The following is a 24,224-nucleotide window of genomic DNA, read 5'->3' as shown; positions in this document are numbered from 1 at the left end:
TGCATAAAAATGAAAAAATGATTTTATGAAAAAGAAAAATAACACAAAAGTGAATTAAAATAAAAATGAAAAAATGAAAAAGAAAAATAACACAAAAATGAAAAAACACAACTAAGAAAGTGTGATTTTGCACAAAATCGCATCTCAAATAGTTTTATAAATATTAAAAGACTAATTAATGATTATCTATCTTTAAATTAAGAATAAAGCATTAAAATAATTTTTATTACGCTTATATTTTTAATCTAGATAGATTTTTTTAATAGAGGAATAATAGTAAAATAGAATTTGAATTAAAGTGAGGTGTTATTAATGAGGAAAAAGATCCTTTTCCTAACTTTGATGATACTAATCTGTTTTACTTTAAACAGCGTTTGTGCTCAAAGTTTGGATAATATTAACTACGCTAATGATGGATTTGACAGTGATGAGATGATTAATTGTGATTTACACAAAGATTCAAGTCAAAAATCCCTGAAATCAAATGCTTTAAGCAATAAGAAAACAACCAATACTGTTAAGTTAACAGATATGAAAAAAGCTGAAAGCAATGATGTTAAACAGACAGGCGCTGCAAAAGCAAGCAATACTAAAAGCACAAGCAAAAGCACAACTAAAACAAATGCTACAAAAAGCAATACTACTAAAAGTACCGCTACAAAAACAACAGCAAATAGTTCTAGCACTAAGAAAGCCACTCAAAACACAACTACCATAAACACTCAGACTTTAGCAAAAAGCTCAAGCAGTTATATGGCTTATGTTGAGAAAAACGCTAAGCTACAGGAACCAATTACAATCAGCAAAAAGAAATACAAATCTCCGGAATATTTGTATTTGGTTTCTAAGGCTGTAAGCAATATTTCCAAAACAAAAGTGGAAATTAAAGATAAGCTAATCACAAATTACAGCAATACTGACTGTAAATCAGTTAACGGAACTATAAATAAAACTGAATATGTACAAGTAGCTAAGAAAACAGTTAGCTTCATTGAAAAGAATCATAGAGCTCCTAATTGGATTGCATCATCTAAAGGCAATATACCACGTAACCAATTGATTTTGGTATTTAGCAAATGCTTAGACCAATATAACAAAAGCGGCAAATTACCTAGCTCCATTAAGTTAAATGACTTAGATTTAAACAAAATGAAGCAAAAGATTGACAGCAGTAAAAAGGTAAACAGTACCAGCACTAAAAAAACCAACACAAGCAGTACTAAGACAAACAGTACAAGTGCTAAGAAAACCAACACAACCAGTACTAAAAAGACCAATCCTACTGCAACTAGCACTAACAATAACAAAAGCTTAGTCGAAAGCACTTTAGATTCAATAAAATCTATTTTAAACAATATAGAAAATAAATTGAATCCCACTAACAAAGTTCTGTCTACAACCGGCACTAAAAAGAACACAGTTACCGTTAATTCTAGCAAGGTAAATGTTCAAATAAGCAGTTCTTCAACTGTAAATGTGAAAATCAGTGCTAAAGACAATACAAATAGTGGAAAGAACACTAATTCTGGAAGTGCTAAAAAAACCAACACTACAAGCACAAAGAAAACCAACACTACAAGCACAAAAAAGATAGATACAAACAGTACAAAGAAAACTAACACTACTAGCACTAAAAACAACACAAGCAGTGCAAAGAAAACTAACACTACTAGCACTAAAAACAACACAAGCAGTGCAAAGAAAACTAACACTACTAGCACTAAAAACAACACAAGCAGTGCAAAGAAGGTAAATACAAGCAGTAGCAAAACCAACACAAGTGCTAAAAACAACACAAGCACTACTGCAAAAAGTTCTTCAAATAGCAAATATCTGAGTACTTCTGTATTAAACGATAAATATCTTGGAGAATCTCTAAAAAAGTATTTGGCTGTTGGTAAGAATTGTCAAGTAACCAACAAAGCAATTAAAACTTTAGCAAATACTCTTACCTCTAAACTTAAAAGCGATTATAAGAAAGGAGAAAAGATTTTCAATTGGGTTCGTGACAATATCGGATACGAAAAGTACAGAAACACTAAAAAAGGTGCATTAAAAACACTGCAAACCAGAGGAGGAAACTGTGTTGATCATGCACACCTGATTGTTGCATTATCCAGAGCAGCAGGACTTCCTGCAAGATATGTTAATGCAAACAACTGTAAATTCTCTTCAGGATATGTTTCAGGGCATGTTTGGGCTCAAGTATTGGTTGGCAATACATGGGTTGTAGCTGATGCGACAAGCAATAGAAATAAATTTGGTGTTGTAAAGAATTGGAATGTGAATAGCTATAAATTAGTTGGAAAATACAGTTCAATTAGTTTCTAATCGTTATTGACATTCTTTTTATAAAATAAGTTCTTTATTTGATTTTAATTAATTAAATCTCTAAAAGATAATTACTATTTAATACAAATATTTATTTTTAGGAAAATTAATTAAAATCACTTTTTTCTTTTTTTTAAAATCAAACAATTAAAATCATAGTCTTTCAATAGTTAAAAATAGCTTAAAATTTAATAAAACGTGAAAGAATAATAAATTGATAATAAATTTACAAAAATAGATAAGAAAATTGAAAAAGCGCCGGGACGGGGATTTGAACCCCGGCGATCTATTGATCATCGGATTAGCAGTCCGACGCCGTACCAGGCTGGGCCATCCCGACATACAAATGAAAAATAGTAATCACATAAAATGCAATTATTAATTATTATGTTAAAACTTAGTATATATACTTTTTCTTTTTACTGCAATATTCTCTAATTTTTTTATAAATTCCTTAAAAAAGCAGTTAGAAAAATAATTCAAACGGCACATAAAGGAGTGGACAATTTTCATCAATCAAGGTTATCTAAAAGACTAACTCCACCTCGCGGTTCTACAAGCATCAGCTGTAAATGGTAGAGCTGCTCCTTTCCAGGCCTGACACGTTCCCACAATAAAGACAGTTAAGAATTACCCTCCAGTAATCCTTCTATCACCATTGATCCTGCAGGACGAAGCTTCTATATCAGCCTTTTAGGCCTTAATTAAATCCAAAAGCCGCCTCCTAAATTTCGACCACACCATAGGAGATTTGTGCTTACAGAGGACTCCTAACCCTCCAGTCTAGCCACTATATAATATCTATTTACTCTTATATAAACTTATGCCACAAAATTAGATTTCCAAACTTTTGATTATATTAAACTTAAGAATTTTAAGGCGGTTAATCAGTATAATGAATTAAAACAAACCAAAAGAATAATAAAAATTAAAAAAAAGCATAATGAATTAAAACAAACCAAAAGAATAATAAAATTAAAAAAAAAGCATAATGAATTAAAACAAACAAAAGGAAATAAAAATTAGTGGATTAAAAAATAGAACAAGAATAACTATAGTTGACTAAAACTATAATTATTCCTTAAGGATTTTAATTATGTCCCCATCGGATATGATTCCAACAAGCTCGCCATTGTCCAAGACAGGCAATTGATTGATGATGCTGTCTCCAGGAGCCTTTTCAAACATTACAGAAATGGCTTCCTTAATTGTGCAGTCAGATGAAACGTATGCAACATCAGTTACCATAACATCCTTTACCTTAGTACCATATTGATACTTGTCTAAAATCAAGTTATGTCCTAAGTCGGTTGCAGTTACAATTCCTACCATCTTGCCGTCTTCATCGACAACAGGCATTGCGCTTATCTTATGCTTCATCAGTTTCTCAAATGCAAATACAGTAGCTTCATCCAATTCCACTGTAAGAACATCCTTGCTCATCAGATCCTTTACTTTAGTCTTTTCTAACATGTTTCATTCCTCCATATGTTTCAGTCAATGTTTCAATTATAAAGTCAACAGTTGTTATTACATCAATATTGTCAATTATAGGAGTGCCTTCCTTTCTTGCCTGATCTTCCAGATAGGCATTTGTCTTTCTGATTGCCTCAAAGTTACCCATATACTTTTCAAGAGGCCTGTTATTCCAAATGTCTCCGCAACGAGAGTAGAATCTGTTCTTATGCATCTCCTCATCGCTTAAGGTCAATGTAAACATGACAATATTATCCTTTTCCATCAATTCCTTTCGAATAAATCCCGGAACTATATGCACTCCCTCTATAATAATACTTATTCCTTCCTTTAATGCCCTTTCGATAACAGCCTCCACACCGACGCTTACAGTTGCAACCTGGTCTTTAAAACCAGCCAATACAAAGTCAAACTCTGGCGGAGGAGCTACTTTCATAGATCTATAGGCTAAAAATGAGGATTCATGAATTACAGGGCTCAAGTCTTCAGATACAATCTTTCGCATGACTTCGCGAATCATGTCTGTGCTTATCATGGTCTTAATACCCAATCTGTTGGATATTTCAAAAGCCATTGAAGATGTTCCAACTCCAGATGCTCCTCCAATCAATATGATTAGAGGATCTTTAGCTTCACGGACCTTTCTCCAATTGAGATATCTTTCAGAGACTGATTTTTCTTCCTCCTCATCAAGGAGCTTAACTACAATATCAGCAATCTCATCTGTAGTTATTTCAGTGACTCCCTTGTTTTTCAAATCCTCTTCGATTCTAGAGGCAAATTCATATGCCTTATCTGGGCTTAATTCAGAACGAATAAGTGATCGAGAGAGAATGCCCTTTGAAAAACGGCTGGTGTACTCTTTTCTGTTTACAGAACCGCGAACGATAATCATATTTTCACCTCTTAGATTTTTTAAAAAAGCTCTTAAAAAATATTTTTTATTAAAATAAAACCCAAATAGGGATTTAATATAAAAAATAGCTTTTAAAATATTAATTAATATAGTATATTAACTATTATTAATATTTAAATTTAACATTTTATAAAGTTTTATATTTGATTTTTTTAACTATAAAAAGATTGCCTTAAAGCAAGATTTTAGGATAATAAAAAGATTGTCTAAAGCCAGATTTTTTAACTATAAAAAGATTGCCTTAAAGCAAGATTTTATGATAATAAAAAGATTGTCTTAAAGTTATAAAAATAAGATAAAATTAAAAAAAAGAGAAGATATATAAGTTAATCACTCAAATCATAATCATCTATCATGCAATAAGTAAAATCAGGATGCAATGACTTGATTTCATCTAAAATCTTATCTTTAACTTCCTCACGGTCAGCATCAAAATCCACAATTATGTCAAAGGTTATCAGCTTCTCTTCAGGATAGGCTAAAAATCCATGTATTTCTATGACCTCATCATATTTGGAGGTGATTTCATAAAGGTCATTTCTAATATCCTTAAAATCGTCATTTCTAGCATAGATTCCTACTGTCAATATTATGGAAAACTCATTAAATATTTTCATTGAAATCAAGCGAGTTAGATTATGTATCTCTAAAGCTGTTAGGCTGTCATCCACTTCAATATGAACAGAACCCTCCATGCTATCTGGACCATAGTTATGCAGGCTCAAGCCATATGCTCCATAGACTTGAGGAAATTCACAAATTGCCTCCTTTATATCGCGACTAAGCTTTGAATCCACTCTTTCTCCAATCATGCTGTCAACAGTTTCCTTTAGCATATCTATACTTGCCTTAATGATTACAATGGAAATGATCACTCCCAAGATCCCTTCTAGAGAAATATGGAAGAATATGGAGACTAAAGCTGCAATCAAAGTGGAAAATGACAATATGGCATCAAAGAACGCATCGCTTCCAGATGCAACCAATGCCTGTGAATTGATTTCCTCTCCAACATTCTTAACGTAGCGCCCCAATATGAATTTTACAGCAACTGCCACTGCAACGATGACTAATGAAACTGTAGTATAGCTTGTAACATCAGGATTAAAGATCTTTGGCCATGATTCCATCAATGCAGTGATTCCCGCCCAAAGAACGATAGCTGCAATAATTACAGATGCAAAATATTCAATACGGCCGTATCCGTAAGGATGCTCCTTATCTGGAGCCCTGCCTGCAAGCTTAGCTCCAATAATAGTTATTATGGAGGATAAGGCATCAGTTAGATTGTTTACTGCATCCAAAGTGATTGCAATGGAATTTACAAGAATTCCGATTGTGGCCTTGAAGGCAACAAGTATTAGATTTACAACAATACCTATTATGCTTGTCTTAACAATTCTATCTTGGCGCTGCTTCGCTTTCATATCTTTATCTTGAAGAGACTTGTCAGATGCATTATTTTCTTGATAGGACATAATTTTAAATTTAATTTTAAACCATATAAATTAATCTATTTTAATTTAAAAATAGATATAAACTTAATATAAAAAATAAATAAGTTTTACTAAATAACTAAATTAAGCATTTATATTAAGACAATTGTATTAAAAAAAGCAGAATAGAGAAGAATAATTAAAATAAAAAGAGAGTTAAATAAATTTTAAATAACTGATTTTAAAAAAAAAGAAAAGTTAAAGCTATAATAAAAACAATTATAGCCTTAATCAAGAGTTAACTTATAATTCAACGATTTCTACATTGTAGCTTGCGTCTTCATTGACTTCTATCAAGACAGCATGATTTTCTTCAAGGATACCTGGATTTGCAATGGTTGTATTGCCAACCTTATCTATGCTGCAAGCTTCATGAACGTGTCCGCAAATGTTAATGTTTGGCTGGAATTCATGAATAGGCTTTTTAACACCTTGACTGCCTACGTGAGCTCCACTTTCAATAGTGTCTGCCTTAGTGTCATATGGAGGTGCGTGGGTAAGCAAGATGGTTACTCTAGGAATGGAATCGTTTCCAATATAATCATACTCAGCTAAAAGCTCATAAACGTGGAGATAGATCTTATCGTCATCTATTTCACCTGGAGTGTTGAATGGAGTAGGGTTAGATCCTCCGTAACCCATTATAACCACATTTTCATAAGCAATCAATTGATTATGCAAACAGAATGCAGGCTTTTCATCCGGACCGCTTTCCTTGATTGCATTACATATTCCAGCAGGGTCACAGTTACCTGGAATTGCAAATACATCTACATCCGCTTCTTCTACAAGTTCGTCAATGAATGGTTTGACGAAGTCTAATGGGTCATCGTAACCTTCCAATTTAAAGTCTGTAATGTCTCCTGCAATCAAAACTAAAGAAATGTCTTCTTTTTTAAGGTAATTAATTAAATTTTCACTTCTTTTACCGTGTATATCACTAATTGCTAAAATTTTCATTATAAAACAACCTAAATATTTGATTAATAATCAATTCAATAAATATGAAATTATTAAATAGTTTATAATTTATTATAATACCTTAAATATTATAAATTTAACTATATCTTTTTAGTGGAAATGGGTTATAATGGAATAAATTAATTTTATATTCCTAACAAGTTTAATTTAAAATTATTTATACTGCTAATAAAGAGTAAAAATAGAAGTAAAATAAGCTATCATAAAACTAGTAAATTTGTAAAATAAGTTCGAAATAATAATTATAAGTAAAAATAGTTAAAAATGATAAGAAAATAAGTAAAAAAAGTAGTGTAAAAAAAATAAAAAGGAGAAAAAACAATTGTTTTTTCTATTCAGAGAAGAAAGGTGCCATCTCCTTTAATGCCGCTTGAATGTCAGGCTTATCACCATATAGCGCTATAGTGACATCTGAATCGAATTCAAGAATAAGACCATAATATTCAGCGATTTCCTGTACCCTATCTTCAGCAAGTGGCTTTTTTAAAGTCATCTTTGCATAGGAAAATCCTGGAGGTGCATTAATAAGGAATTTGGATTGGGTGCTAGGAGTCTCATATATCTTCTCTCCCAGATTAGCTCTGTTTAGCTTGTCCAGCCATTCATTATAATAGTCTTCCCCAATATTTTCAGCAAATGACAATAAGATGCCTTGAATCTGATTCAATGACATTTCAGCCCTTGCCATCTCATTGATCATGTCTGGATGAGTAGGGTCTTTCTTATAAAATCCAATCTGGGACTTTACCAAACCTAAATCACTGTTAATCTGTTTGGGAATTTGAATTCCTCTCTTATGCAGATCATTTGAAAGGTTAGCAATAACTAACCAAGATTGATCTATAGGCAAATCGCTCATAAATGTCCTTCCAATATTTTTAAAGTAGTGACATTAACTTTTGCATCCGCTTCTCTCAATTCTTTCTTGATTTCATTAATGTTATTATATCTGTCTAAGAATAGAACATGGTGACTTCCAGTGCCTGTAATGTCTAAAATAGCTATTTCATCATTGTCCTTGATTTCATCTCTTCCTTCAATAGCTGCTTTAAACTGTACATAAGAACCATATTCTTCTGGAAGATCTTTGAATCTAAATATTCCACCTAAAATTGCAATAAACATAAATATCGCTCCAATATATTATAATGTCATTATTAAATAAGAATGATTTTTATAAAAAAATCAATTTTTATAAAATTTTAAACAAAGATTTAATCTAATTGGATATTTCCTTACCTAAAACATATTTAATTAGATAGTAAAAAATCTTTTATAATATAACTATTATTTTTATTATATAAAAATATTTGTACATATTAAAATTAACTTAAAAATTCGATCATCTGAAAAATAGTTTCATAGGGAGAAATAAAATAAGAAAAATATTTTAATTCATATAATATTCGTAAAGAATAGAACTAAATTTAAATTGATAAAAAACTTTCTTTAAGATTTAAAAAGCATTTAAAAATAGAATTAGAGAAAAATTGCTTATAACTTAAAAAGCATTTAAAAATAGAATTAAAGTAAAAATAATAAGAATAAATAAAAAAAAGAAAAAATAAGTAGTTTTAAACTACTTATGCTAATTTTTCAAGTACAGGAGCTGCGTCGATTAATTGTGCGTCGAAGGTTAATTCTTCAGCACTTAATCCCATAGCTAATCCGTATAATTGAGCTAAGTGCATTACAGGGAATGCGAAGTCAGTTCCGTATTTTGCGTTTACTTCAGTTTGTCCTACGTCAAATTGTAAGTGACAGAATGGGCAAACTTCTACAATAGCGTCTACACCAGCTTCAGCCATAGCGTCGAGTTTTTCTTTGGTGTAACTTAAGGTTACGTCAATGTCTCTAGCTCTTAAACCTCCACCAGCACCACAGCACATCATCTTGTTTTTGTAGTCTACAGATTTAGCACCTGTGATTTCTACTAATTCATCTAAGATGGTTGGGTTTTCAGCGGATTCTTCAATACCTACTTCAGCGGTAGGTTTTAAGAAGTGGCATCCGTAGTGTACAGCTACATTAATACCTAAGTCTTTGGTGAACATTTCAGAAAGTTTGTCAAGACCTACGTCGTTGTATAAAATTTCTGCAAAGTGTCTTACTTTGGTTTCACCTTTGTATTGTTTGTCAGTAGTTTCAGCTAAGATAGCGTTAATTTCATCTTTTTTAGCGGGGTTTTCTTTTAATAAGTGGTCACATTCACGTAAGGAACCGAAACATCCGTTACATTCGGTCATGATGTCTGCGCCCATTTCTTCTGCAATAGCAAGGTTACGTGCTGCAATAGTAGCCCAGGTGGTTTGGTCGAAAGATCCGAATACACCAGGAGCAGGACAACAGGAAGCTCCTTCCATGTCTTTTAATTCAATGTCTAATTTATCGAATAAAATTCTAGTTGCTTTTTCGATACCAGGATAACGGTTGTTCATAATACAACCTAAGAAATATGCAATCTCCATAATAATAACTCCTTAATCAATCTATTCTAATTCACCGGTTTCCATGTTGAAGCCGATTAATTTATCAAATTCACAAGCTGCACAGATTTTTTGTACTTCTTCTAAAGCATCTGGGTAAGAATGTACTGTTGGAGGTAATTCGTCAAGTCCAATAGCTTTTCTTAATTCTTTGGTTTTGTCGTTGATTGGTACACCGTGACCGAATTTAATTACGAAAGAACCAGTAGCTTTGTGTGCGTCAGCCATATATCCAGCTTTAGCTGCTTCGTTACGTGCCATTTTAATAATATCTACAATTTTGACACTTCTAGGACATCTTTCTTGACAAGTGTAACAGGTAGTACACATCCATAATGCAGGATCGGATACTACTTCTTCTCTGAGTCCTAATAAACATTTTCTTACGATTTGTCTTACTCTGTAAGGAGTTCTTCTTCCGGAAGGACATCCTCCACCACAAGTACCACATTGGAAACAGTGGTCTACAGTTTCAATACCAGCATCAATGAATTTTTGGGTAAATTCTTTATCAATATCATCCATTGAATATATATCATTTTCTTTTAATAAAGTCATATTATCGCTCTCTTCGTTTTCTTCTGAAGCTTCTTCTTCGGAAGGCTCTTCGTCCTCAGTTGAGTCTTCTTCGGAAGGCTCTTCAATAATTTCTTCAGTTTCTAAAGAAACTTCCTCTTCAGGAACTTCTTCAATAGCTTCTTCTTCAGGAGCCTCTTCGGTAATTTCTTCAACAGAAACTTCTTCATCAGTTTCTTCTTCAGCTTCTTCTACAGGAGCTTCTTCAACTTCCTCAGGAGCTTCTTCAGCTTCTTCTGGAACTTCTTCAGCTTCCTCTTCAGGAGCATCTTCAGCTTCTTCTGCATGAATAGGAATGATTACCTCCTCTTCAGCATCTTCTACTTTTGAAGTTTCTTCATCAGAATTAGTTTCAGAATCAGATATATTCTCAATTTCCTCTTCTGAAGATGTCTGCATTGAATCAGCAGCTTCCTTAATAGATTCTGCTTCTTTAGTTAAACTACTATCGATATCCTCTTTTGCCCCATCGATTAGGGATTTAAGTCGATCTAACACAGACATTGAAAAACACACCTAGGACAATCATAGGGTAAGCCTCACGTCCTTAATTATAGTTATAATAGTATAGTATATAAAGGTTTTGTAAAATTTTTGTAGTGTCACCTTTTAGGTTACACTTTTTCCTTATTTTTAGGCTAACCTAATAGGACAATTAGTGTTTAACTTGTCATTAAATTATAGCTGTCTTTAATTATTTGATAGTTTGAATCTGTGAAATTTTAAAAAAAAGTCTTAAGAAAATAGTTAATATGAGTAAATTAGTTAAAAAAAATACATAATAATAATTAAAATAAGTAAAATAAATAAAAAATAAGATTAGAAAAATAAGTAAAATAAGTAAAAAATAAGATTAGAAAAATAAGTAAAATAAATAAAAAATAAGATTAGAAAAATAAGTAAAATAAATAAAAAATAAGATTAGGAAAATAAGTAAAATAAGTAAAAAATAAGATTAGGAAAATAAGGAAAATATTAAAATAAGTAAAAAAAATGAAAAAATAGCTAAAAATAACTATTTTTCAAAATATTTCTGTGAATTGTTTGTAAAAGTATCCAATACCTGTGAAAAGATTGATAGATTTTCATTTGGAACATCGGAAATAATTTCATTCTTCCAAACTTCATAGAATTCAATCAATTCCTTACAGATCTCTTCACCGAATTCTGTAACATATAATAATTTTTTAGTGTTGTTGTCACTATCGATTTCCTTAATAATAAATCCTTTTTGCAATAAATGTTTTGTAGTCTTACTAATATTAGCTTCAGTCACATGGAATTTCTTAACAAGATCTATCTGATTAAGACCTTCATCATCATAAATAGCCAGTAAAATCGGTACTTCCCCCATAGTAATGTCTAAATCTTTGATGTTAGACCTAATGTACATTTCATAGCTTTTTACAATATCCATCAATTGATTTAAATATCGTGGCACCACTAAATCTTTATCAACCATTGAGATACCTCTTTATTTTTTCATATTTATTTATCTATAGCTGAAAAAAATAGTCTATGTCGAGTATTTTTCTCTCTAAAAGTTCACACTTGTTAAGATTTTTATTTTTTATTATATAAAAACTTATGGAATAATAAGCTATCTAATTTATTTAAAAACCATATAAAAATTAATTAGTTAAGTATGAAACGAATAAAGAACTAAAAAGTTTATAAACTAAAAAAGATTTAATCTTAATAGAGTTAAGTTTGAAAATGGAAAAATTATCAAAGTGTCAAAATATATGGAAGAATACTTATAAAAATTGCATTTATGTAAACAAAAATAGAAAAATATTAGAAAATATAGTATTTTGGCAAAAAATATAATGATAAATTGAATAAATGAAAATATTTTTTAATGGATAAATAAAATTATGGCAAAGCAAAACTCAGGAAATGTAGAATAAAAAGTACAATATTTCCAAAAAGAGGCCAAAACAAGATTTCAAAGATAATTCACCTAGTCCAAAGCAATATTAATTTTTATATAAAATAAAGATAAATAATTAATTAAGCAAAATAAAATCTATTTAATATTTATATTAATTGAAGGAATCAATGATAATATGGTTAAATTTGAAATTAAAAGTCATGACGGGCCTGGAAGATATGGCAAGCTTGATGGTATGGAAAGCCCAGTTATTTTAAAGGAATCTGATTTGAATATGGCTCCAGATGAATCATCAGCCTATGACATTGAAAGGGAAATCGCTGAATGGAGCGTTAATGAAACATTAAAGCTTGCTCGGGAATATGAAGATAAGGATATTGCAGTTATTCATGGAAGCAAATATATTGATTTGAGAGTCAAATGCTTGAAGGAATTGGAAGAGATGGGATATTCCGGATTTATCATAGCAAATGCAGATGACCTTCTTCTTCATCCAAGAGACCTTGTGGACTTGATTGTAGAGCTTAGAAGAAATATGAAATCAAGCAGCATACTTATTTTCCCACATGCTGAAGCACAGTTCATTCCTCTTCTTGCTTATATGGGAATTGATGCATTCTTTGATGACATTGGAGAGTATTACAGCTATTTGAATGTATTGATGAGCCCTACAAAGAACTATGACTTAAAGGTCTATGAATTATATGATTTAACTAGAGAAGAGCTTGAGGAATATAATAAGAATACAATTGACTTTGTTTTAAGGGAAGTCAGAGAGCATATGAAAAATGGAAGCCTTAGGAATCTTGTTGAAGAGAGATCCGCTACAAGTCCGCAGTATGCTTCTGCTCTTAGAATACTTGATAAGGAGTATGCTGATTACTTATTAGAGTATAGTCAGTTGTATTAGGTAAAAAAAATAGTTAATATTGGCTGTTTTATAAAAATAGAATTAATTAAGAAGATAAAAAGCTTCTTATATATTAAAAATAGATTAAAATAAAGAAGAATTACTCTTCTTTACTCTTTTTATTATTAAAATTTAATAGAAGAATTATAGAAATATTATTCTTCTTCTACTTCAAAATCAACAACTTCCTTGTTTTCATTTACTATTTTTGCAATGGCTTCTTCTGCGCTGTTTAATTTTTCATCACATATTTTAACTAGCTTCATTGCCTTATTGAATTCATCAATTGCATCATCTAAAGGAACTTCACCAGTTTCCAATCTGTTTACAATTCTTTCTAATTCTGCTAAACTTTCTTCAAAACTTAAATTTTCAATATTGCTTTCCACATATTCTATATTTTCCATCATATCACCTTTTAAAACTATAAAACTTAAAAATTAACTTTTATCATAAAACTTTAGTGCTTACATTGCCATCATCAAATTCAACTTCCAAAATGTCATCCTTTTTTACATCCTTTGCCTTGGATACAACCTTTCCATCAACTCTAGATACAGTATAACCTCTCTTTAAAGTGTTCAATGGATTTAAAACATCCAACTTATCAATATACTTATCCAATCTGATTTCATTAGGCTCTAAAATGGATTGAGGATTCTTAATTGGATTGGATTTTTTAATCTCATTCAGATTGTCTTTCTTATCTCTCAGCAGGTTTATTGAACTGTATTCAAGGTTAGTCCTAACCTTAAAATACCTATTTGCCTTGGATTCAAACAGCCTGTTTGGGCTCTTGAAGACAAATGAATTCCTATACTTATCCAATTTGCTTTCCTTTTTGCCAATTAATATTTTTCCGCTGGAGTTTAAATTATATTTCAATTGATTATACTTGTTTGACTTTGATTCAAAGAGCATTTTTGGATTCTTAAATATAAGAGAACTTTTTACATTGGACACCCGAATCTTATTATCATAAATCATGTTCTTTGAACATACTGCCAAACGGGACTTTGCAGAATCCAGATACATGATCTTCTTATTGTATAATAAATCAGGATTTTTAAAGAGGTTTCTGTTGACTAGCTTTTCAAATGAATCCTTATTTTCATTGAACTGCTTGTCAATCACCTTGTTTAGCCTATCATCCAGATTCTTAATGTTTGATTCTATTTCATTAATGTCAGGCACTGCAAGCTCTGCAGCTGCAGTTGGTGTGGCTGCCCTTAAGTCTGCAACATAATCAGAGATTGTCCAATCTATCTCATGGCCTACAGCACTTATTATTGGAGTTTTTGAAAAGAAGATCACCTTTGCAAGGGTCTCGTCATTGAAGGCCCAAAGGTCCTCTATGCTTCCTCCCCCTCTTCCTATGATCAGGGTATCCAAATCAAACTCATTGTCTGCAAGTATTATCTGCTTGATAATGTTTTTTGGAGCCATATTCCCTTGAACCAATGAAGGAAATAGAATGATTTCGCATAATGGCCATCTTCGCTTAATGGTTATGACTATATCTCTGATTGCAGCTCCGGTTGAAGCTGTAACAACACCTACCCTTTTTGGAAACTTAGGTATTTCCTGCTTATGTTCATCATCAAACCAGCCTAAAGCAGATAGCTTTCTCTTAAGCTGTTCATATGCTATATATAAATCGCCGATTCCATCCTCTGTAAGCTTTTGAGCATATATCTTATAGTTTCCTTGCTTAGGATAGACATCTACATAGCCGTTTATGAGCACTTTCATGCCATTTTTAGGCTCAAACTTTAGTCTGCTTGCAGGTCCCTTAAACATTATCCCGCCGATTTCACTGTTTTGGTCCTTAAGAGTGAAATACAAATGTCCGCTGGGATAGCGTTTAAAATTAGAGAGTTCACCACGAACATAAACGTTTTTAAGTGATGAATCAGAGTTAACCAATCTTTTTATGTGGTAATTCAGTTTAGTTACAGTTAAATATTCCTCTTCCATCTCATCCCCCATGTATTTAATTTAATTATCATATTATAAACATGATCCTTTATAAACTTTCTTGTTTTTGTATTAGTCCTTAAATAAGTTTTTCAATCCTCCAATGCATACTTGACCTTATCGCTTTCAGTTAAAAATTCACATCCATGAACTCCAGACTCATCAGTGCTGTCATAAATGGCTCCACTGCTATAAGCAGCCGCATTTGCCTTAAAGCATGAATCCATCACAATCAAATCACCATATCTGTCTGCATTGATTGCACCTCCAAGAAAAGAGGCATTTTCAATAAATACTGATTTCCTAACACTTAAGATAGCATGAGAGCTTGAATTTATGGCTCCTCCTGAAGCTGCGCTTTTATTTTTAATGAATTCACTATCAATCACATCCAACTCTCCTGAATTTGAAATGGCCCCTCCTGAAGAACTTCCTTTCAAGCTAAGCTCATTTTCCTTAAAGGATGATTTTTCAACAATTGTCTTGCCCTTTTGTGAAACCGCTATGGCTCCTCCAGCGCTTTTTGCATTGTTTCCTTCAAACCTGCATCCGATGAAATGGGACTCTCCCCTTGATTCAAGGAATGCTCCTGCCCTATTTGAAAAGTTATTCCTAAAAATGGAATCAATGACAGTCAAGTCCCCCTTATTGGCGATTACACCTGCAAATGACTTAGAACTGTTTTGATAAAATTCACAATTGACGATTTTTAAGGATGCTCCATGAACAATATAGATAGCTCCGGCCCCTCTGTTGAACAATTGATCCAATGGCTCAAATCCATTTATGAACTTGATATTCTTTAAGACTATGTCATTGCCTACAACATAGAATATCCTTGAGAGATTATCTGCATCGATTGTGTGTCCTTGGCCGTCTATTGTCAAGCCGTCTTCAAAGAGCTCTATTCCTCCGCCGTAATAGTCTTCCTCAATGTCATTAATAAGGATATCGCAATCCAACTTCACTTCCCCATTTGATTCTTTTATTAGATTTATCAGATAGTCAAAGCCTTTCCAATCCGCTGGAAGTGTTTCATAGGCATATTTAGTAATTGCTGATTCGCTTGAGTCAATCTTATCTAGAATATCCCTTGTCTTGCTTTTAAGATAATCGTTGTTGTATATCAGTTTTCCCTCTAAGTCATTGCCCTCATAATCCTTGAAGCTCAATGCATCAATATTCAATTTTGAATCATTGAAAATTGCAATTTTTGACTGGTCCAATTCAAAGCGGGAATATAGAATGCTAGATGAACCTCCATTTATGGATATTGGCCTTTTTGAATCTGTCTTGAAGCTGCAGCCTTCAATATCCAAAACCGCATCTTCGTTATCCTCTTGACAAATCAGGTTTAAAGTCTTATTGCAATTTATAAAGTCGCTATCGATAACGCTTAAATGACCTTGATTTATCATATCATGGGACTCTCCGGAAGCATTATCCAAGAGATTCAGATTTGAGGCAAACATATATGAATTTGCAGAGTTCTCTATTGCCATAGAGTTATCTCTAAAGCGGGAATCATTTATATACGCTTTGCCCCTATTCATTATTGCCGAATCATTTCCATAGAACCTTGCGTCTTTAATCTTCAAGCTTGATTCATGGCTTGAGATTGCACAATGATTGTTTTTAAAAGTGCAGTCCTCAATTTCAGATGATCCATCATAGAAGTATTCCTGTGATGAGAATGCATTGGAGCGATTATCAATAAATTCACAAGATATGACTTTTAAGTTAGAAGCGGTTATTCCTCCACCGTTTCCTATGAATTTGGAGGATTTTATTATGCTATTTTTATTTTCCAAATACTTTTGATTGATTAAATCCCCATAATCAAACTTATTGTCCTTAAAGGACAGTGAGTTGAAACTGATTGAACAGTCACAGTCTATAATGCTTACAGTCAAATTGGTGCCGGTTAATCTGTTTGCTTCAAAAACGGAGTCATTTATCTCTAAAAAATTGACTGAATCGTCATTTATATAAGTGCCTATTGGAAGTGAAGAATAATAAATTGCAGCTCCGTCGCTTGCAATGTTTTCCTTGAATCCGCAGTTATCCAATCTGACCTTGCCGTTTTGGCAGATGATGGCTGCACCTAAGTTAGATTCGTTCCTATCAAAGAGGCAAGTTTTAAGAATTAGATCATTGTTCTCAGTGGAAATGGCTCCTCCACTCCTGCTGGAGTTATTTTCAAAGCTGCAATCTTCAAAAAGCAATGTCTTGAACTCATTTCTGTTGTTTTCTGTTGACAATGTCTTAAACTCGTTTGTGCTGTTTTCAGTTGAGATTCCTCCTCCATTATCGCTGGAGTTATTTTCAAAAGAGCAAGATTTAAAGGTGAGAAAACTGTTTACAGAATAGATTGCTCCGCCATTGCCTTCAGAATAAGCGTTTTTAAATCTTAGGTTTTCAAAAGTGATATTGCATTGTGAAATTGAGAATATTCTAGACCTTGATTTTGCATCAATCGAATATCCGTTTCCATCGATTCTTAAATTCTCATTTGAAAGTCGAATTCCATCAGTGTAATCCTCATCATCACCTAATATGATATCTGAATCCAATATAATCTCTCCACCTGAAGATCGGATTAAATTTTCAAGATAATTGAAATTTCTAATGTCTGAATCCAGCAATTCAAAGAGATTTGATTCCCCTGCAATCGAATAATCGATTGATTTTGCCAAGTCAATAATGTCTTCAGTGGCTTCCACATATTTGGAGTTAATGATTTCAGGATTATTTGAGGCAAGAATACGGTCATTTTCATTGAAGGTATTGCCTTCAAGCTTCAATACGCCAGTGCTATATATTGTGTCATTATTCTCTATTGAAGAGTTATATTCAAACTTGGAATCAGATACACTCACTAAATTCTTACCATCATCCACTGGGGAGCCCTTATTGCATAATGCGCCGCCAATCAAGCTATGGTTGTTGCGAAATAGGGATTCGTGTATCCTAATCTTGCCGCCATATTCATTGGCCATTGCGCCCCCTTCAGACATTGAAGCATTATCTATAAAAAGGGACTCTTCGATAATCATGTCACAATCAAAGAGGACATATATTCCCCCTCCTGAAGAGGAGATATTGTTTTTAAAGACAGAATAGGCAATTTCCACTTTTGAATGATGAGTGTAGATTGCCCCTCCAAAGACTTGAGAGGAGTTATATTCAAAATTGGAACTCATGATCTTTAAAGTCCCCTCATTCACTATGGCTCCTCCGGAATCGGCCTTGTTTTGCTTGAAAACAGAATCTTTAATTGTGCAGATGGAATTTTCTCCAATTGATATGGCTCCTCCATCATTCTCTCCTGCATCATTGGATATGAAGTGGCAGTTTTCAAAATAGACAGATGAATAATTGCCTATGCTTATGGCCCCTCCATCCTCGTTAGAATAGGCGTTTTTGAAGGTGATGTTTGTGAATCTTATGTTTTCTCCTAAAACATTAAAGATGCGTGATTTCTTTTGAGCGTCAATTGTACGTCCATTGCCGTCAATTGTAAGATTATCCATATCCAAATTGATTCCTTCAAGGTAGGTGTTGTCCATTTGGCTATCAAAGACAATGTCTGAGTCCAGATTGATTTCATTTTGGTGGCTATGTATTAGATTATTTAAATAATTGAAGTTTCTATTTGAGGACGGTTGGTTATTTAAGGTCAAATCATCATCAGAACCAAATGAATCCTCTTCAAAACCATTATTTAAAGATAAATTATCATCAGAACCATTTAAATCCTCTTTTAAACCATCATTCAAAGATAAGTCATCATCAGAACCATTGTTAAAAGAATCATCAGAATTATTATCTAAAATAAAGCCACTATCATCATATTCTGTATAAAAAGCCTTTTCATCAGATTCCTCATAAAAAGTTTCTTCACCAGATTTATTTTTTTCTTCATTCTTTTCCATTTCATTATCATTATCTGATGAAAAAAGTCTTTTTAATCTCTTAAAGCCCATAAACAACACCCAAATCAATAATCTGCAGATTCATCAATTTCTAAGCATTAAATACAAAAACAATTCACATCCGCCTAATTCCAGTACAATAAACTTAATCATACATGCCTAATATCTGTGTAATCTGATATTTCGCTATTGAAGGTTGCAAGATTGTCCACAGAAAGATCATGAACATCATCATGACCTGTGATTCTTGCAAAGGTCTTTAACTCCTCATTTGAAACATTAAGATAATTAAATACTCTCTTTGAAGCCTTATCCATATCCAATCTTTTTCTAAGGGCCTCATCCTGTGTTGCTATTCCAACTGGACAATTGCCGCTTCCGCAGATTCTATATTGCTGACATCCTGCTGCAATCAATGCCCCTGTTGCAATCGCTATTGCATCTGCTCCTAAGGATAGGGCCTTTGCAAAGTCGCTGGAGACTCTAAGGCCTCCTGTTATCACCAAATCAATATCCAGATTATTTTCATCTAGATACTTTCTTGCCCTTGCCAATGCATAGATGGTCGGAACTGATGTCGCATCCCTTATAAGCCTTGGGCTTGCACCTGTAGCGCCTCCCCTTCCGTCTATTGTAATGAAATCAGGCTCTGCATATGAAATGAACTCCAAGTCTTCCTCGATTCTTCCTGCAGCTATCTTTACGCCAATAGGTCTGCCTTCTGATTCTTTCCTTAGATGACTTACAAGGTCTTTTAAGTCTTCCTTTGATTTTATCTCCCCATATAGGGACGGGCTTATCACATCTTCCCCCATAGGCTTTCCCCTAAGCTCTGCTATCTCTAGAGTTATCTTCTCGGCAGGAAGATGGCCTCCCATTCCAGGCTTTGTTCCCTGACCTATCTTTATCTCTATTGCATCTGAGTTCATCAGATTCTCTTTAGTCAGGCTATAATGGTTTGGAACATATTCAAAAATATATTTATAGCTGTTTGCCATCTCATCTGGAAGTATTCCTCCCTCTCCGCTGCACATTGCAGTCTTTGCCATGGCGGAACCCTTTGCAAGAGCCACCTTTGTCTCATAGGAGAGTGCTCCAAAGGACATATGGGAGATGTATATTGGGCTTTCAAGAACCATTGGCTTTAAGGCATTCTTGCCGATAACTGTAGTTGTGCTCACATCTGCATGCTCTTCAAGAGGAAATGGATTAAGCTGGTTTGCCATTATTAGAATATCATCCCAGCTAGGCATTGGAAGCCTTGTGGACATCGCATCAATGATGGAAGTTCCTTCCACAGCCATCTTATGTATGTCTGACATATGAGCAATAGAGCTGTCTGTCCTTGAAGTTTCAGTTGGATAAGACAGTTCACTGGCTGTTTCATTATTAGATGATATTTCATTAGAATTAGAATCTGATTCGGTTGAATTATCACTAATTTTTTCAAAAACACTTGCCGGTTGCTTGCAAACAGGACATCTTTCCAATTCGCTGAAAGGCTTTCCCTCTTTCTCTTCATCATATTCATATCCGCAAACGCTACATTTATAAACTGCCATAAAAGACCTCCAATAATAACAATTATCTTTAATATGATTTATATACTAAAATACCATTAATTCAACCTTTTAATAATACATATAAAAGTTCTAAATTAAATATTCCAACAATTAAATAAGTCTAAAAGATTATTTTTTTAATAAAACATCTAAAAGCTCTAGATTGTCCTCATCAAGATTGTTTTCCATGCCCTTTAAAATATTATCAATCGTTCCATCGAATATTGCATATGACAACGGCATATGCTCATAGTCCCAATAATCAGAGCGCTGAATATAATTCAAAAGATTTATTGACTCAAAAAGACTTAAATCCTCCTTTGAAAGGAGACTAATCCAATCATGCTTAAAATTCAAATCATATTTGTCCTTTAGATTGTTTATTGTATCATTATAATCCAAATATTCAAAGCCATATTTTAAGAATATGTTTACAAACAGATAGTTCAGTCCGTCCAGATTTATGTCCTTTGTTAGAGTCTCCTTTTTAAAGAAGTAAATTAGATCCTCCTTTTTCTCTAAGTCCCCTTCCTTATTCGCTTTTTCTAAAAAGTCCAAATAATCCTTGCCATATGATTCATGATATTGATTATAGTATTGTCTAAAGCTTAAGAGCTCCTTTACTCTATCTTCCCAAGACAAGTCTTTTATCTTCTCATCTGGTATCTTTGCAATCTCATTTGCAATTCTGTGAAAATTAAAATCCATAATTCTGCCTTTAATCTATACTTTGTGAAAATTAAAATCCCTAAGTCAGCATTTAAAAATCCTTCATCAACATAGTCTTTTATCATCCAAAAAGAAAGTGAAAATGATATAAAATAATTAAAAATCCGATTAATTAAAAGTATTAATTAATAATTAAAACCATCTTTAATTAAGCACATAACTGATTAAATTAAATCTATTCCTTTTTCTCAATCATATCTATAAGGTAATCTATACGCTCTTCCAGGTTTTTAATATTTTCTTCGGATTTGTTTAGCTTTTCCTTAACTTCAGCAATCTCTTCGCTTGTGGATAAAGTGCTTTGCCTGATTTCCTCTACCCTTTCCTTGTTTTCTGCAAGATTTTCCCTGACTGTGTTTATCTTTTCATGGAAATCCTCATTTTCCTCACGGAATACCTTTTCGTTAAAGAGGTATGCAAAGCTTGCAGTGAATATTGAAAACATGAGTACCCCAACCATCAAAAGGCCCAATGCAATCAGCTGACCTACAGGGCTTTCAGGAATCACATCACCGAAGCCTACTGTGGTTATTGTCTGAAATACGAACCATAGGCTGTAGTATAGGTTAGGGATTGCAGGATCAAAGTATTCCAATGCGAATGTTGAGCCCACTACGATAACTATGAATAATGCTACGACTTTATCAAAGGATGTTGCCTTGAAAAACTTCTTGACATACTTGTAGGATTCCTTAAATAGCAGTAACAGCCTTAGGAACCTTACTAGAATCACTATGTTTATCAAGCTGATATGCAATGAACTGAAAGGGAGCAAAACAAGGTCCATAGGTATTGATGCTAAAAAATCAAGATAATTTTCCCTCATATATGCCTTTCTGTCATCCGAATTAAGCAGCTTAAAGATGAATGAGACTATAAGGATCCAACATAATGTTGTATCGAACAAAAGCATGAAATTGATATAGGTTGTGTTCAAATCCAACAAAAATGAAGCTGTTAGAAATGAAATGTCCAATACAATCAGTATTGATAGAATAATATCAAGTTTTTCAATCCAAGTTTTCAATATCTTCACCTTCTTATAGATATTAATCTATATAATTTATTTTAAATATATTTTTATTTGGATTGAAAAGATTTAAAATATGGGCATTATAATCAATTCAAATATAATTGGGAAAGATTTCAATATTGGCACAGATTAAATCAATTTAATATAGGATTTCATAGAACTCCTTGTTTAGGAATTTGAGATGTGTAATCAGCCGTCTTCTTTTCATCTGAAGCAGCTTGTTGTTGAACACACAGTCTTCATATTCCTTTCTGTCGATTTCGATACCGTTTTCAATCTTCTTTTTAAATGACCTCAGCTCCTTGAATAGGATGCTCAGTTCTTTTTTGGTTTGTTCAAGTTCAAGGCTTGTTTGATCAATTTCTATTGTCAGCTCATCAATTCTTCTCATGATTTAACCTCATAAAATTGTTTTTTAAAAACAAACCGAATCTGTATAAAGGATGTGTATGCAGATTAATTTTATGAAACTTTCTTACCTTATAAAAGTCAAATCCAAGAGGCGTGTGAAAAAGTATTATTTGTTTTATTCTTATAGAACCAAAATAAGGAAATTATCTTGAAAATTCCTTTGGGACATCTGAAATTGTGCTTGAATATTGTTTTGTTTTAAAGACATATAAACTTAATCAGAGAGCATTTGAAAACTAATATTTCCTTAAATTGGTTTTATATGGTAAACTATTTATAAAAACAAAAAATAAGCTTAAATAGTAAACTATACATTATAAATAGTAAATCTAACGAAGAAAAGAGTTTATTATATATAATGAATAGTAAACTAAAATATGAAGTTTTTATTTTTAAGATATATAGTAAAATTTTGAGTATGAGAAAAAATAAGTTTAATTAAGTGAGATTATGTGAAATTATGATTAATTAATAGATATTTCTAAAAATAGAGTAAAATCAATAAGAATAAAATAAGATTATTAATTTATATGAAAAATTTAAAAATAGTGCTTGTTCTGATAAAAAAAAATAAAAAAAAGATGCTTTCTTTCGAAAGCATTTAATATTTAATAATAGCCTTTAAAGCCTATTCAGTAGTGGTTGGCAAGTATGGAACCAATGCTCTAGCCAAGCTGCTTATTGGCATGGTCTGTAGCCATACTGTACCTGGACCTGTTAATCTTGAGAAGAAGAGTCCTTCACCGAATAGGATGTTTTTAGCTCCTTTGACCCTTTCTATGTCAAATCCAACGCTTTCTTCCATTGCAGCCAAATGTCCTGGATCTATCAATAGCTTTTCACCTGGAGCCAATTCCTTCTTGATTATTTCTCCGTCAATCTCAAGGAATGCAACTCCTGTTCCGCTGAACTTTTGAAGGACGAAACCTTCTCCTCCAAAGAGACCTGCTCCAAGGCTTTTTCTAAAGTGTATGTCAATGTCAACGCTGTCTTCTGCAGCGAGGAATGCATTCTTTTGGCCTATGATTGTATTGGTTCCATCCAATCTTATAGGCATGATCCTGCCTGGACTGCATGCGGAGAATCCTACTTGCTCGCCGTCCCTTTGTGCAGTGAAGTAGTTTAAGAAGATGGTATCTCCAGATAATGCTCTTCCAAGACCTTTTAGGAGGCCTCCTCCAGTATTGGTGTCCATTTTCATTCCAGAAGTCATAAATGCCATAGCGCCAGTTTCGTTTTTCATTGTTTCTCCCTCTTGCAATGTGCAGACTACAATAGGGAAGGTTCCGCCTTGAATTTCATATTCCATAATTATCACCTAGGTTTTTATAATAATACTTATAGTTATTTAATTATTAAGTTATATAATTTGTTGATTTATTTTGAAAAATCAGATTAAAATTGCAGTTAAAAAATGATTAAAGAGATAAATTAGAACAGCTATGCTTAAAAAATAATCTGAGCTTAAAAATAAAAAAAGAATTTGATTTAAATAATTATTAAATAATAAA

Annotated in this window: 19 protein-coding genes, 1 tRNA gene and 1 other RNA gene; 2 read left to right on the top strand and 19 right to left on the bottom strand. The window is 32.7% G+C overall.

Annotated elements, in window-relative coordinates; genetic code table 11:
* The first annotated feature begins 312 nt into the window (after positions 1–312).
* On the top strand, positions 313–2,331 hold the full coding sequence (locus tag MRU_RS04160; protein ID WP_048812415.1) for a transglutaminase domain-containing protein: 2,019 nt from the start codon (positions 313–315) through the stop codon (positions 2,329–2,331).
* Positions 2,332–2,587: 256 nt separating this feature from the next.
* Here MRU_RS04160 and MRU_RS04155 read toward each other — a convergent pair.
* From MRU_RS04155 to MRU_RS04110, 11 genes are all read right to left on the bottom strand, one after another.
* Positions 2,588–2,671: transfer RNA gene (locus MRU_RS04155), tRNA-Ser, on the bottom strand.
* Positions 2,672–2,811: 140 nt separating this feature from the next.
* Positions 2,812–3,125: signal recognition particle sRNA (ffs, locus tag MRU_RS11305), an RNA gene on the bottom strand.
* 280 nt (positions 3,126–3,405) lie between these two features.
* On the bottom strand, positions 3,406–3,804 hold the full coding sequence (locus MRU_RS04150) for a CBS domain-containing protein (protein ID WP_048812414.1): 399 nt from the start codon (positions 3,802–3,804) through the stop codon (positions 3,406–3,408).
* Positions 3,788–4,702 carry a 2-phosphoglycerate kinase gene (locus MRU_RS04145; protein WP_012955624.1) on the bottom strand — a complete coding sequence of 305 codons (915 nt, stop codon included), beginning with the start codon at positions 4,700–4,702 and terminating at the stop codon, positions 3,788–3,790. The genes MRU_RS04150 and MRU_RS04145 overlap by 17 nt, the downstream gene beginning before the upstream one ends.
* 347 nt (positions 4,703–5,049) lie before the next feature.
* On the bottom strand, positions 5,050–6,201 hold the full coding sequence (locus MRU_RS04140; protein WP_012955623.1) for a cation diffusion facilitator family transporter: 1,152 nt from the start codon (positions 6,199–6,201) through the stop codon (positions 5,050–5,052).
* A gap of 261 nt (positions 6,202–6,462) precedes the next feature.
* A complete protein-coding gene (locus tag MRU_RS04135; protein WP_012955622.1) occupies positions 6,463–7,179 on the bottom strand; it encodes a metallophosphoesterase family protein in 717 nt (238 codons plus the stop codon).
* 352 nt (positions 7,180–7,531) lie between these two features.
* A complete protein-coding gene (locus MRU_RS04130) occupies positions 7,532–8,059 on the bottom strand; it encodes a DUF2096 domain-containing protein (protein WP_012955621.1) in 528 nt (175 codons plus the stop codon).
* Positions 8,056–8,325 (bottom strand): DUF749 domain-containing protein, encoded by a 270-nt coding sequence (locus MRU_RS04125; protein WP_012955620.1) that lies wholly within the window; start codon positions 8,323–8,325, stop codon positions 8,056–8,058. Before MRU_RS04125 ends, MRU_RS04130 begins: the two co-directional genes overlap by 4 nt.
* Positions 8,326–8,783: 458 nt before the next feature.
* Complete coding sequence (gene hdrB, locus MRU_RS04120) at positions 8,784–9,668, bottom strand: CoB--CoM heterodisulfide reductase subunit B (protein WP_012955619.1); 885 nt, start codon at positions 9,666–9,668, stop codon at positions 8,784–8,786.
* A gap of 21 nt (positions 9,669–9,689) precedes the next feature.
* The gene (gene hdrC, locus MRU_RS12055) at positions 9,690–10,766 is read right to left on the bottom strand and encodes a CoB--CoM heterodisulfide reductase subunit C (RefSeq protein WP_012955618.1); all 1,077 of its coding nucleotides are present in this window, start codon (positions 10,764–10,766) and stop codon (positions 9,690–9,692) included.
* Positions 10,767–11,277: 511 nt separating this feature from the next.
* Positions 11,278–11,724: a MarR family winged helix-turn-helix transcriptional regulator gene (locus MRU_RS04110; protein ID WP_012955617.1), complete on the bottom strand. Its 447-nt coding sequence runs from the start codon at positions 11,722–11,724 to the stop codon at positions 11,278–11,280.
* 607 nt (positions 11,725–12,331) lie between these two features.
* Between MRU_RS04110 and MRU_RS04105 the strand changes: the two genes are divergently transcribed.
* Entirely contained in the window at positions 12,332–13,066 is a 735-nt protein-coding gene (locus MRU_RS04105; RefSeq protein WP_012955616.1) for an archaeosine tRNA-ribosyltransferase TgtA1, read from the top strand.
* A gap of 155 nt (positions 13,067–13,221) precedes the next feature.
* Here MRU_RS04105 and xseB read toward each other — a convergent pair whose 3' ends face one another.
* The 8 genes from xseB to MRU_RS04065 all read right to left on the bottom strand — a co-directional run bounded on the left by xseB (position 13,222) and on the right by MRU_RS04065 (position 24,022).
* Positions 13,222–13,473: an exodeoxyribonuclease VII small subunit gene (gene xseB / locus MRU_RS04100; RefSeq protein WP_012955615.1), complete on the bottom strand. Its 252-nt coding sequence runs from the start codon at positions 13,471–13,473 to the stop codon at positions 13,222–13,224.
* A gap of 43 nt (positions 13,474–13,516) precedes the next feature.
* A complete protein-coding gene (gene xseA / locus MRU_RS04095) occupies positions 13,517–15,043 on the bottom strand; it encodes an exodeoxyribonuclease VII large subunit (RefSeq protein WP_012955614.1) in 1,527 nt (508 codons plus the stop codon).
* A gap of 92 nt (positions 15,044–15,135) precedes the next feature.
* Positions 15,136–19,029: an adhesin-like protein gene (locus MRU_RS04090; RefSeq protein ID WP_012955613.1), complete on the bottom strand. Its 3,894-nt coding sequence runs from the start codon at positions 19,027–19,029 to the stop codon at positions 15,136–15,138.
* A gap of 98 nt (positions 19,030–19,127) precedes the next feature.
* Positions 19,128–20,540, bottom strand: a complete 1,413-nt coding sequence (locus tag MRU_RS04085; protein ID WP_012955612.1) for a glutamate synthase-related protein — start codon at positions 20,538–20,540, stop codon at positions 19,128–19,130.
* 129 nt (positions 20,541–20,669) lie between these two features.
* The gene (locus MRU_RS04080) at positions 20,670–21,248 is read right to left on the bottom strand and encodes a hypothetical protein (RefSeq protein WP_012955611.1); all 579 of its coding nucleotides are present in this window, start codon (positions 21,246–21,248) and stop codon (positions 20,670–20,672) included.
* Positions 21,249–21,444: 196 nt separating this feature from the next.
* Positions 21,445–22,296, bottom strand: a complete 852-nt coding sequence (locus MRU_RS04075) for an ion transporter (RefSeq protein ID WP_048812412.1) — start codon at positions 22,294–22,296, stop codon at positions 21,445–21,447.
* A 145-nt stretch (positions 22,297–22,441) separates the two neighbouring features.
* The gene (locus MRU_RS04070; protein WP_012955609.1) at positions 22,442–22,693 is read right to left on the bottom strand and encodes a hypothetical protein; all 252 of its coding nucleotides are present in this window, start codon (positions 22,691–22,693) and stop codon (positions 22,442–22,444) included.
* 648 nt (positions 22,694–23,341) lie between these two features.
* Positions 23,342–24,022: a TIGR00266 family protein gene (locus MRU_RS04065; protein WP_012955608.1), complete on the bottom strand. Its 681-nt coding sequence runs from the start codon at positions 24,020–24,022 to the stop codon at positions 23,342–23,344.
* Positions 24,023–24,224: the final 202 nt, after the last annotated feature.

The sequence above is a fragment of the Methanobrevibacter ruminantium M1 genome (genome assembly GCF_000024185.1).
Lineage (GTDB): Archaea > Methanobacteriota > Methanobacteria > Methanobacteriales > Methanobacteriaceae > Methanobrevibacter > Methanobrevibacter ruminantium.
Note: the sequence above shows the minus strand (reverse complement) of the source record. Positions and strands in the feature narration are given on the sequence as shown.